At 69.5% G+C, this 12,182-nt stretch carries 8 protein-coding genes; 6 read left to right on the top strand and 2 right to left on the bottom strand.

Annotation, left to right across the window (positions count from 1 at the left end; genetic code table 11):
- Positions 1–25: 25 nt before the first annotated feature.
- Positions 26–1,606, bottom strand: a complete 1,581-nt coding sequence (locus tag JJ691_RS16210) for a S53 family peptidase (RefSeq protein WP_249227973.1) — start codon at positions 1,604–1,606, stop codon at positions 26–28.
- Between the two features lie 383 nt (positions 1,607–1,989).
- A complete protein-coding gene (locus tag JJ691_RS16205) occupies positions 1,990–4,614 on the bottom strand; it encodes a lectin (protein WP_211769585.1) in 2,625 nt (874 codons plus the stop codon).
- Positions 4,615–4,846: 232 nt separating this feature from the next.
- On the opposite strand from JJ691_RS16205, the gene JJ691_RS16200 reads away from it, so the two are divergent.
- The 6 genes from JJ691_RS16200 to yjfF all read left to right on the top strand — a co-directional run bounded on the left by JJ691_RS16200 (position 4,847) and on the right by yjfF (position 12,147).
- Positions 4,847–6,082, top strand: coding sequence for an FAD-binding protein (locus JJ691_RS16200; protein ID WP_211771513.1), 1,236 nt, complete (start codon positions 4,847–4,849; stop codon positions 6,080–6,082).
- 394 nt (positions 6,083–6,476) lie between these two features.
- Positions 6,477–7,523, top strand: a complete 1,047-nt coding sequence (locus tag JJ691_RS16195) for a LacI family DNA-binding transcriptional regulator (RefSeq protein WP_256449435.1) — start codon at positions 6,477–6,479, stop codon at positions 7,521–7,523.
- Between the two features lie 81 nt (positions 7,524–7,604).
- On the top strand, positions 7,605–8,588 hold the full coding sequence (locus JJ691_RS16190; RefSeq protein WP_211769583.1) for an ABC transporter substrate-binding protein: 984 nt from the start codon (positions 7,605–7,607) through the stop codon (positions 8,586–8,588).
- A 33-nt stretch (positions 8,589–8,621) separates the two neighbouring features.
- Positions 8,622–10,139, top strand: coding sequence for a sugar ABC transporter ATP-binding protein (locus JJ691_RS16185; RefSeq protein WP_249227972.1), 1,518 nt, complete (start codon positions 8,622–8,624; stop codon positions 10,137–10,139).
- On the top strand, positions 10,136–11,164 hold the full coding sequence (locus tag JJ691_RS16180; protein ID WP_211769582.1) for an ABC transporter permease: 1,029 nt from the start codon (positions 10,136–10,138) through the stop codon (positions 11,162–11,164). The genes JJ691_RS16185 and JJ691_RS16180 overlap by 4 nt, the downstream gene beginning before the upstream one ends.
- Positions 11,161–12,147 carry a galactofuranose ABC transporter, permease protein YjfF gene (gene yjfF, locus JJ691_RS16175; protein ID WP_211769581.1) on the top strand — a complete coding sequence of 329 codons (987 nt, stop codon included), beginning with the start codon at positions 11,161–11,163 and terminating at the stop codon, positions 12,145–12,147. The genes JJ691_RS16180 and yjfF overlap by 4 nt, the downstream gene beginning before the upstream one ends.
- The last annotated feature ends 35 nt before the right edge of the window (positions 12,148–12,182 follow it).

Here is a 12,182-nt window from a genome sequence, read left to right as displayed (position 1 = left end):
GACGACCCCCGCTCCTGCGTGGTGCTCAGCCGAGGGCCGAGTACAGGCCGGAGGCGATGGGCGTGCCCCAGCCGGTCACCTTGTCGTAGCCGGTGCCCGCGCTGTAGGAGCCGTTGCTGCCGGACTTGATGTCGTGGAACGCGCTGCTGTAGCTGGAACTCTTGCCGATGCTGCTGAAGGTGGCGTCCAGGTTGCCCTGGTTGCCGCCGAGTTCGTTGTCCAGCAGGGCGGTGATGCCCGACCACACCGGCGCGGCGCAGCTGGTGCCGCCGTACTCGACCCAGCTGCCGGCGGAGTAGATCGCGTAACCGGTGCTGGGGTTGGCGTCGGCGGACACGTCGGGCACGGTCCGGCCGGAGAACGACGTGGACACGCCGCCACCGCCGTCGCTCCACGCGGTCTCCTTGGACCACGCGCCGGCGCTGGTCTCGGTCAGCGTGGTGCCGCCGACACCCGTGACGTCGGGGTCGGACGCCGGGTAGTCCACGGCCGTGGTGCCGTCGCCGCAGTCGTCGGAGCCGCTGTCGCCGGACGCCGCGTAGAAGCTGATGCCCTCGGCGACGCCCTGGGCCAGCGCGTCGTGGGTGCTGCTGATGGTGGCCGAGGAGCTGGCGGTCTCGCACTCGCCCCAGGAGATCGACGTGACGTTGACACTGTCGTCGGCGGCGATCTGGGCGGCCATGTCGATCTGGCCCTGGTCGCTGTTGGGGGCCTCGTACACCGAGGTGCTGGCCGCCGGGGCGACCGCCTGCACGATCTCGATGTCCAGCTCGACCTCGCCCTGGCCGTCACCGGGGCTGGAGTCGTAGTCCGCGCCGTCCACCGAGACGGTGGTCGGGGTGGACGAGCCGAGGCCGTAGGTGCTGTCGTAGGTGGCGATGTTGCTGGCCTGGTAGCCGTCGAACTCCCACAGGGCAACGGATTCGCCGCTGCCGGTGCCCAGTCCGCTCACGGCGTAGCCGCTCTTGATCTTGCTCGGCGTCAGCCCGGACGCCGCCTTCGCCGTCGCCGCCGGCTGCTTGACCGCGTCGGCGTGCAGCACGGCGTGGTTGTCCAGGCCGGTCACCGCGGCCACCGAGCCGGCGATCGAGGCCGGCAGGGTCGGCGCGGTCTCGTTGGCGTAGAACTCGCGGCCGTGCTGCCGGTAGAGCCCCAGCCTGGTGTTGAACACGCGGCCCACCTGATCGGCGGTGCCGGTCGCGTCGATCACCTGGCTGTTCGCCTGGTGCGGCGTCACCGACAATCCGTGCGAGGCCAGGAATGCCGACACGGAGTCGACCTCCTGCCGGCTCGGCCCGAACTTCGCGGTGAACTGCGCGGGGGTGAGGAAGTGCTTGTATTCGGGCGAGTGCGGGTCGCCGACCTCGGACACGAACTTGTCCAGTCCGGCCTGGTCGCGCAGTTTCAGCGAGACGGCCACCGAGACTTTGTCGGTCGCGGGCAGTTCGCCGACGCCGACGCTGGCGGCGATCGCCGGATTGACTGTGTTCGGGACGGCGACCAGCGGCGTCGTGGCCGCTGACGCCGTCGTTGCGGCCAGCATCGCACCGGCGATGACCGGCAGGGGGGCGATGCTCGTCGCGAGTACGCGCAGGGATCTCTTCACGTCACACTCTCTCGTTCAGGGTGCGTTCTGTCGTGTTCGAGGAGATTTTCGGTCGTTCTGGACGGTCGACGGAAATTTATGTCGCGAATTCCGGCGCGGTCAACGGAACGTCCTTGACCCTGTGAGCGGCGTCAATAGTTACTGCTTCACCGGCAGCGGCGGAAAACCTAGCATCCGCGCGCCTTCGGACGCAGTGCCCAAGCATGGCGGTAATTGTCCGATTGGTGTGCTGTGGCCATGGACGGAAATGCCGAACTCCATACGAAGGTAGCTTGTCGCGCGAGCGGAGAGCCGTGGCCCGGGGCGGCGACCGGGTCGGCAATCCGGTGAATCTCCTATGGTGAACCGTGAATGTTCGACAGTTTCAGTGACACACCGACGGCTCAGTGCGGCAGGCCCCACAGCTGTCCGGCGGCCCGCTGGCAGTCGTCGATCTCCAGCCGGGTCTTCGCGGCCGTGCTGCCGCCGGGGACGGTCAGGCAGCGGCCGGACTGGGGATTGGCCAACTGGCCGTCCGATGTGGACTGCCACTGCTGCGACCCGGTGCCGTTGCACACGTAGAGCTGCACGGGGGTGCCGTTGGCGGTGCCGCCCTGTGTGACGTCCAGGCACTTCGTCAGGGCCTGGAGCGTGCCGTCGGGCACCACGGTCCAGCTCTGGGCATTGGTGCCGTTGCACGGATACAGCTGGACTGCGGTGCCGTTGGCGTTGCTGGCGTTCGCGACGTCCACGCAGTTGCCGGCCGGTGTCGACGTGATGGGACCAGTGGGTTCGACCGGCGCGGGTGTGGCCGTGCCGTCGTAGGAGGGCGGCGCCGAGGACGGGGCCGTCGCCCACGAGGTGTTGGCCGCAGTGCCCAGGGTGTAGTCGAGCGTGCCGCCGGCGGTGATCGTGGCCGCCGGCAGGTACGCGTTGGCCCAGCTGGAACCGTTCAACGCCAGCGATTGCACGTACGGGGCGTTGTCGGCGGCCTGCGGCGCGTTGATCCTCAACGTGTGACCGCTGGGCAGGGCGACGGTGGCCGAGGTGAACAGCGGGCTGCCCAGTGCCAGGTCGGCGGTGCCCGGCGTCTCGGGGTACAGGCCCAGCGCCGACCAGACGTACCAGGCGCTCATCGCGCCGAGGTCGTCGTTGCCGGCGAGGCCGCCGGGGGAGTCGGTCCAGAGCTGGTCCTGGATCTGCCGGACGACCTGCTGGGTGCGGTAGGGCCGTCCGATGTAGTCGTACTCCCACGGCAGTTCGAAGCTCGGCTCGTTGCCCATGTTGGACTGGAGGCCGGCCAGGCTGAGCAGGCCGGTGTAGCCGGTGAGCACGCCGTCGAGGTACTTGGCCATCGCGTCGTTGCCGCCCTTGGCCGCCGCCAGACCGGCGAGGTTGAACGGCACCATGCCGGTGTAGATGAGCGAGTCGCCTTCGGCGAAGTCGTTGGTGTTGGTGCCACCGGAGATCGGCGCGGGCAGGAAGCCGGTCATCCAGCGGCCGTTGGAGTGCCTTGGCTGGATGTAGCCGCTGCTCGGGTTGAAGATGTTGCGCCAGTTCTGGGCACGGTCGCGGAACTTGGCGCTGTCGGCGGTGTCGCCGAGCGCGGCGGCGAAGGCCGACAGGGCGAAGTCGGCGGTGTCGTACTCCAGCTGGGTCGAGACGCCGGCGTAGTAGTGGCAGCAGCCGTAGGGGCTGTCGGTGGGCAGGTAGCCGAAGCTGTCCAGGTATCCGCCGCCGGGGCGGGCGTTGTTGGTGGTCGTCGCCTGGTGGACCATGGCGTCCAGCGCGGCCGAGGTGTCGAAGCCGCGGGCCCCGAAGGCGTAGTAGTCGGCGAGGACGGCGTCGGCCGGATCGCCGACCATGATGTAGGTCTCCGCGTTGTTCATGGCCCACTTGGGCAGCGTGCCGCCCTGGCGGTAGTCGTCGACCATGGACTGGGCCATGTCGCTGGCGGCGTCGGGGGCGATCAGCGCCGACAGTTGGGCCTGGGTGCGGTAGATGTCCCAGCCGGAGTAGTTGGCGTAGTGGGCGTGGCCGGCCGGCGCGGTGTGCACGGTGTTGTCGAAGCCGAGGTACTGACCGTTGGCGTCGCTGAACACGTTGGGGTGCAACAGCGAGTGATAGAGCGCGGTGTAGAAGACGTGCTGCTGTTCGGCGGTGCCGCCGGTGATCCCGATCCGGCTCAGCCGGGTGTTCCATGCCTGGTACGCCGATGCTCGCGTGCTGTCGAAGTCCCAGCCCGGTATCTCGGAGTCCACATTGGACTTGGCGTTGGCCGTGGAGACGTAGGAAATGCCGACGCGGGCCTGGACGACCTGGTTGCCGGTGGTGTCGAAGGTGACGTACTCGCCGCCGTTGTAGCTGCCGGTCGCCGTGAACCGATGGTCGAAGGTGGCGCTGAAGTACAGGGTGAACGGATTGCTGGCTTCGCAGAAGCCGACGCTGGTCACCGAGCCGGTGATCGTGTGGTCGTCGACGACGGTGACGCTGCTGGCCGAGACCGGGCTCGGGTTGTCGGCGACCTTGACGATCATGTTCGCGGGGACGCCGGCCGGGTAGGTGAAGCGGCCGATGCCGGACCGGGTGGCGGTGGTCAGCTCGGCCTGGACGCCGGAGCCGAGGCCGACGGAGTAGTAGCCGGGGGCGGAGCTCTCCTTGGCGTGCGTGAAGGACGCGGTGGCCGAGCCGGGGCTGGTGATCGCCCCGGTTGTCGGCAGGAACGGCACGTCGTCGGCGGCGGCGCAGCCGGGACCGGAGACGTGGGTGAGGCTGAAGCCGGTGATGGCCGAGTCGTTGTGCTCGTAGCCGCCGCCCTTGGGCCGGGACGGGGTGTCCGGGCTCCACTGCATCATGCCGAACGGCGTGTCCGCGCCGGGGAAGTCGTGGCCGTCGCCGGTGGTGCCGACGAAGGTGTCGACCAGCGCCGCGGGATCGGCGACCGGCGTGTCCGCCTGGGCCACCGGCACGGCGACCGTGGTGGCGAGCAGCAGTGTCGCGAGCAGGCAGGCCCGGCGGAAGGTGGTCATGTGCGGCAGTCCAGCATCGAACGCCCGTCGATACGACCGGCAAGCAGATGAATTTCTTTCACGTTGCCTGGTTCGGGTCACGATCGTGATCGGACGGGCGCCCGTGTTCGACACATTCGACCGCCCTTGCCGGTGAGCGCCACCACGCTTGTGCGTGATCTCCCGCTGACCTACGTTCGGATTCCGGGGCAGCGCGACAACCGAGGAAGGCGGTGCCAGGTCTGTGACGCCGGTGCCGGAATCGAACTGGGCGGGCAACCACGCCTACGCGGCGGCGCGCATCCTGCGGCCGCGCACCCTCAACGAAGTGCGGGAGATGGTCGCGGCGGCGCCGAGGATCAAGGCATTGGGCACCAGGCACTGCTTCAACGACATCGCCGACTTCGACGGCGGCGTGCAGATCGACATCGCGGAGGTGGCGTCGGCGATCGAGATCGACTCGGCGGCCGCCACCGTGACGACGAGTGGCGCCACGCGCTACGGCGAACTCGCGTCTTTCCTGCACGCCAAGGGGTTTGGGCTGCCAAACCTCGCGTCGCTGCCGCACTGCACGATCGCCGGCAGCGTCGCGACCGGCACCCATGGCTCCGGCCGTCGCAACCAGGGGCTCGCGTCGGCGGTGTCGGCGCTGGACCTCGTCACGGCGGACGGCGAGCTGCGCAGCTTCGCCCGGGGCGACAAGGAGTTCGCCGGTGTGGTGGTGAACGTCGGCGCGCTGGGCGTCGTCACGCGGATGACGCTCGACCTGCTGCCGACCTTCGATGTGCGACAGCACGTCTTCGACGGGCTGTCCTGGGCGGCGCTGTTCGCGCATTTCGACGAGATCCAGGACCGCGCCTACAGCGTCAGCGTGTTCACCAACTGGGCCAACGACAACGTGGACCAGGTGTGGCTGAAGACTGTCGGCGAGCCGCGCACGGAGCTGTTCGACGCGCGGCCGGCCGACGGGCCCCGGCACCCGGTCCACGCGGCGGGTCTCTCCGCGGAGAACTGCACCGAGCAGCTGGGCGTCCCGGGGCCGTGGCACGAGCGGCTGCCGCACTTCCGGCTGGGTTTCACCCCGAGCGCCGGGGACGAGCTCCAGTCGGAGTACTTCGTGCCGTACCGACACGCCACCGCGGCGTTCGAGGCGCTGCGCGGCCTCGGTCATCGCATCGCGCCGCTGGCGCTGTGCTCCGAGATCCGCACGATCGCCGGCGACGACCTGTGGCTGAGCCCGGCTCAAGGCGGCGACCGGGTGGCGCTGCACTTCACCTGGCGGCCGCGCCAGGACGAGGTCGAGGCGCTGCTGCCGGCCATCGAGGAGCGGCTGGCGCCCTTCGACGTGCGGGCGCACTGGGGCAAGCTGTTCCACCGCCGCCCGTCGGACGAAATCTGGCCGATGCTGCCCGACTTCCGGGAGCTGAGGGCCAAGCTCGATCCGCGCGGCGCGTTCCTTGGCCCTTACGTGGCCAGGAACATCGGCTGAGGACTGGATGGGCGCCGGTGGCATGGGGGAGTTCGGCATGCCACCGGCGCCCGGCTCGTGGTGCCGGTCAGCCAACCAAGAGGGTTAGCGCTAACAGTCGAGTGATGAAACGCGGCCTCCGCACGGTCGTCCCCCGTGATGACGTCGATAAAGAAAGATCCACTGTCGCCGCCGTCCGGCTGGCCGGCGTGCAAGCCGGCAAGCGCACGACGGCAACGTAGGCCCAGGTCGGAGCCTCGACAACCGCCGAGAGACCTTTTGTTGCCGACCCGTTACCTCGATGGCGCACGCCATCGAACCGTTACCTTCCGGTCTTGACCGGCTAGCTGTTATCGCTAACACTGTGCACCTCAACGGGCAGTGGTGAACCGTGGATGACAGGGAGCTGACGCTGGTGGCACGGACGTCCCCGACCGACGGCGGTCGCAAGGCCGCGGGCCCGTCGGCCGTCCGGCAGGCGAGTCTGACGGACGTGGCCGAGGTGGCCGGCGTGTCGCACATGACGGTGTCCCGGGTGATCAACGGCACCGGCCCGGTCAAGCCGGAGACCCGGGCGCGGGTGGAGGCGGCCATCCGGGAGTTGGACTACCGGCCCAACTCGGCGGCGCGCACGCTGGCCACCGGCAAGTCCGAGACGCTCGGTGTGATCGCGCTCGACTCCACGCTGTACGGGCCGGCCAGCATGCTATACGGCATCGAGCACGCGGCGCGCGAGGCGGGCTACGCGATCACCATCTCCAGCGTGAGCCGGCCCCAGCGGCAGTCCATCGCGGACGCCGTGGAGAACCTGCGCCGCCAGGCCGTGGAAGGCATCCTGGTGATCGCCCCGCACGTGGCCGCGGGCCGCGCGCTGGAGTTCACGCCGCGCGACGTGCCGCTGGTCGCCGTCGGCGCCTCCGAGTCTGCGCCGGTCCCGGTGGTCACGGTGGACCAGTACGACGGGGCCCGGCGGGCCACCGAGCACCTGCTCGCGTTGGGACACAAGACTGTCTGGCATGTGGCCGGTCCCTCGGACTGGCTGGAGGCGCGGGCCCGGGAACAGGGCTGGCGGGAAACGCTGGAGGCGCACGGCATCGAGGCCCCGCCGATGCTGCGCGGCGACTGGAGTCCGCGCTCGGGCTACGACGCGGGGCGGAAGTTGGTCGCCGAGAGCGGGGTGACCGCGGTGTTCGTCGCCAACGACCAGATGGCGCTGGGCATGCTGCGGGCGTTCGCCGAGGCCGGCATCACGGTGCCGCGCGACGTGCATGTGGTCGGGTTCGACGACGTGCCGGAAGCCGCCTACTTCAGCCCGCCGCTGACCACGGTGCGCCAGGACTTCATCGAGGTCGGCCGGCAGGCCTTCGAGCTGCTGCTGTTGCGTCTGAAGGAAGAGGACGACGGCGGGAGGCACCTGATCACGCCGGAGTTGGTCGTGCGGGAGAGCACCGGCCCCCGATAGCGAACGGGACGGCCCGGCGCACGGGCGTCCGCGACGCCTGACTGTTAGCGCTAACTGGATTTGATCAACGGTGATCGAGGAGTGAACGTGTTGCGTACCAGAGTGGCGTTACTCGTGGCCGGCGCGCTCGGCCTGACCGTGCTGGCCGGGTGCGGCGGCGGCTCGACCGCGGCCGGCGGCGGCAGCGGCGCGATCACGCTGGGCTTCGCCCAGGTCGGCGCGGAGAGCGGCTGGCGGACCGCGAACACCAAGTCCATCCAGGAGTCGGCCAAGGACGCCGGCATCACGCTGAAGTTCTCCGACGCGCAGCAGAAGCAGGCCAACCAGATCCAGGCCATCCGGTCCTACATCCAGCAGCACGTCAGCGTGATCGCCTTCTCGCCGGTGGTGGAGACCGGCTGGGACACCGTGCTGAAGGAGGCCAAGACCGCGAACATCCCGGTGATCCTCACCGACCGCGCGATCGACTCGAAGGACACCACGCTCTACAAGAGCTTCCTCGGCTCCGACTTCGTCAACGAGGGCAAGGAAGCCGGCGACTGGGTGGCCAAGCAGTACGCGTCGGCCACCGGCCCGGTGAACATCGCCGTGCTGGAGGGCACCACCGGCTCGGCGCCGGCCAACGACCGGTCCAAGGGCTTCGACGACGTGATCAAGGCCGACCCGAAGTTCAAGGTCGTGGCCTCGCAGGACGGCGACTTCACCCGCGCCCAGGGCAAGCAGGTGATGGAGTCCTTCCTCAAGTCGCAGAGCAAGATCGACGTGCTGTTCGCGCAGAACGACGACATGGGCCTCGGCGCGCTGGACGCCATCCAGGCCGCCGGCCTCACGCCGGGCAAGGACATCAAGATCGTCACGGTGGACGGCACCCACGACGGCCTCCAGGCGCTGGCCGACGGCAAGTTCAACTACGTCGTCGAGTGCAACCCGCTGCTCGGCCCGCAGCTGATGGACCTGGTCAAGAAGGTCGCCGCCGGGCAGAGCGTGCCGAACCGGATCCTCACCAAGGAGACCGCGTTCGACCAGGCGGCCGCCAAGGCCGCGCTGCCCTCCCGCCAGTACTGACCCGCGTCCGCGTCCCGCGAGAACGGCCACGTGATGGACCAGTCCACAGAGATCCTCCGGATGACCGGCATCCGCAAGCGGTTCCCCGGCGTCACCGCGCTGGACGACGTCGACTTCCGCCTGTTCCCCGGCGAGGTGCACGCCCTGATGGGCGAGAACGGCGCCGGCAAGTCGACCCTGATCAAGGTGCTGACCGGGGTCGAGGGCGTGGACGCGGGCTCGATCGAGCTGGCCGGGTCGCCGGTGTCCTTCGGCGGCCCGGACCAGGCGCAGCAGGCCGGTGTGAGCACGGTCTACCAGGAGGTGAACCTGTGCCCGAACCTGTCGGTCGCGGAGAATGTCTTCATCGGCCGTGAGCCGCGCCGGTTCGGCCGTATCCAGTGGTCGAGGATGCGGACCCGGGCCGAGGAGTTGCTGGCCCGGCTCGACCTGCACATCGACGTGTCGGCCGAGCTGGGCACGCAGTCGATCGCGGTGCAGCAGATGGTCGCGATCGCCCGCGCGCTGGACGTGTCGGCCCGCGTGCTGGTGCTCGACGAGCCGACCTCCAGCCTCGACGCCAGGGAAGTCGAGCAGCTGATGGCGGTGCTGCGGGCTCTGCGCGCGGACGGCATGGCCATCCTGTTCGTGTCCCACTTCATCGACCAGGTCTTCGCCATCGCCGACCGGATGACCGTGCTGCGCAACGGAAAACTCGTCGGCGAGTACGTCACTCCGGAGATCACGCCGGTCGAGCTGGTGACGAGGATGATCGGCAAGGAGCTCGCCGCGCTGGACGAGCTGGAGGTGTCCGAGCGGTCCCGGCCCGCCGAGGACGGGCCGGTGCTGGTCGCCACCGACGGACTGGCCCGCGCCGGCGGCATCGAGCCGTTCTCGATGACCATCCGCCGGGGCGAGGTGGTCGGGCTGGCCGGGCTGCTCGGCTCCGGCCGCACCGAGCTGGCCCGGCTGCTGTTCGGCGCGGACCACGCCGACGCCGGCACGGTCGACATCGACGGGCGGCGGGCGCACCTGCGCACCCCACGCGCGGCGATGGACCACCACATCGGTTTCTGCTCGGAGAACCGCAAGACCGAGGGCCTGATCGCGGAGCTGACCATCCGCGAGAACATCGCGCTGGCGCTGCAGGCCGCGCGCGGGTGGCTGCGGCCGATCCCGCGCCGGCGGCAGCTGGAGCTGGCCACCAAGTACATCGAGACGCTGGACATCCGGCCCGCCGATCCCGAGGCGGTCGTCGGCACGCTGTCCGGCGGCAACCAGCAGAAGGTGCTGCTGGCCCGGTGGCTGGTCACCGAGCCGCGGCTGCTCATCCTGGACGAACCCACCCGAGGCATCGACATCGGGGCCAAGGCGGAGATCCAGAAGCTGGTCGCCACGCTGTCCGACGACGGCATGGCGGTGCTGTTCATCTCCGCCGAGCTGGAGGAGGTGCTGCGGCTGAGCCACCACGTCGCGGTGCTGCGCGACCGGCGGGTCGTCGCCCAGCTGACCAACGACGGGCTCACCCCGGAGGAGATCATGTCGACCATCGCGGACGGTGACGCCTCATGATCACGATGACCAGGCACCGGTTGTTCTGGCCGGCGGCGGCGCTGGTGGCGCTGCTGTTGGGCAACCTTGTCGTGTCGCCGCGGTTCTTCGCCATCGAGATCCGCGACGGCCACCTGTACGGCAACCTCGTCGACATCCTGCGCAACGGCTCGCCGCTGATCCTCATCGCGGTCGGCATGACCCTGGTGATCGCCACCCGGGGCATCGACCTGTCCGTCGGCGCGGTGGTGGCGGTCAGCGGCGCGGTGGCGTGCGTGCAACTGGGCAGCACCAGCATGCTGGTCGCGGTGGCCACGGCGCTCGGACTGTGCCTGGTGTTGGGCGCGTGGAACGGCTGGCTGGTGGCCGGTCTGAAGATTCAGCCCATCGTGGCCACGCTGATCCTCATGGTCGCCGGCCGCGGGCTGGCGCAGCTGATCACCGGCGGCCAGATCGTGACGGTGTCCTCCGGGCCGTTCCTGGCCATCGCCGGCGGCTACCTGCTCACCCTGCCGCTGTCGTTCCTGATCGCGATGGCGGTGTACGCGTTGACCTCGCTGGTGGTCCGGCGCTCCGCGCTCGGGCTGCTGCTGGAGTCGGTCGGCGGCAACCCGGAGGCGAGCCGGCTGTCCGGACTGCGGTCCGGTCGCCTGATCTGGCTCTGCTACGTGTTCAGCGCGCTGTGCGCCGGCGTCGCCGGGCTGATCATCAGCTCCAACGTCACCGGGGCCGACGGCAACAACGCCGGTCTGTGGATCGAGCTGGACGCGATTCTGGCGGTGGTGATCGGCGGCACGCAGCTGACCGGCGGCCGATTCTCCCTGGGCGGCACGGTGATCGGCGCGCTGCTCATCCAGACGCTGACCACCACCGTCTACGCGCTGGGCATTCCGTCCCAGGAAACTCTGCTGTTCAAGGCAGTTGTCGTCACGGTGGTGTGCCTGGTGCAGTCGCCGGCCTTCCGCGCCAAGCTGGTCAAGCGTCGACGACGACCGGAACCGCCTGCGGTGCAAGCGAAGCCGGAGAAGGTGGAGGTGGCTTCGTGACCGCGCTGTCCGTGCGCCTGCGGTCCTACCGGCCGCAGCGGCGCTACCTTCCCGTGCTGGCCGCCCTGGCGCTGCTGGTCGGCGCGTACGGCTTCGGCGCCGTGCGGTACCCGGCCTTCGGCACCGGCCAGGTGGTGCTGGACATCTTCATCGACCACGCGTTCCTGCTGGTGGTCGCGGTCGGGGCGACGTTCGTCATCCTCACCGGCGGCATCGACCTGTCCGTGGGCTCGGTCGCCGCGCTGTCCGCGATGGCGTCGGCCGACCTGCTGGAGCACCGGGGTTGGCCGGCGTTCGCGGTGATCCCGGTGGTGCTGGCGGTCGGCGCGCTGCTCGGCTTCCTGATGGGGCTGGTGATCCACTACTTCGAGATCCAGCCGTTCATCGTGACGCTGGCCGGCATGTTCCTGGCCCGGGGCCTGTGCTACACGATCAGCACCGAGTCCATCGCGATCGACAACGACACGTACACCACGATGGCGCAGACGCCGATTCCGCTCGGCGCGGGTCTACACGTCTCGCCGAGCGTGGTGATCGCGCTGGTCGTCGTGGCGATCGCTTGGTACGTGCTGCACTTCAGCCGGTTCGGCCGGACCGTGTACGCGGTCGGCGGCAGCGAGCGGTCGGCGCTGCTGATGGGTCTGACCGTGGCCCGGACCAAGGTTGCCGTGTACACGATCAGCGGGTTGTGCTCGGCGCTCGGCGGCGTGTTGATGGCGTTCTACACGCTGTCGGCTGATCCGCTGGGCGCGGTGGGCACGGAGTTGGACGCGATCGCGGCCGTGGTCATCGGCGGCACGATCCTCACCGGCGGCTCCGGCTACGTGCTCGGCACCGTGCTCGGCGTGCTGGTGCTCGGCATCATCCAGACCCTGATCACCTTCGACGGAACGCTGAGTTCCTGGTGGACCCGGATCGTGATCGGCGCGCTTCTGTTCGCCTTCATCGCCTTGCAGCGGCTCATCGCGCGCCGCTCTCGTTGACCGCACACCCGAGGAGGAAAACAACGTCGTGGCCA

It is taken from the genome of Kutzneria sp. CA-103260 (assembly GCF_018263855.1).
Lineage (GTDB): Bacteria > Actinomycetota > Actinomycetes > Mycobacteriales > Pseudonocardiaceae > Kutzneria.
The sequence above is the reverse complement of the archived record's forward strand: the minus strand, read 5'-3'. Positions and strand labels throughout refer to the sequence as shown.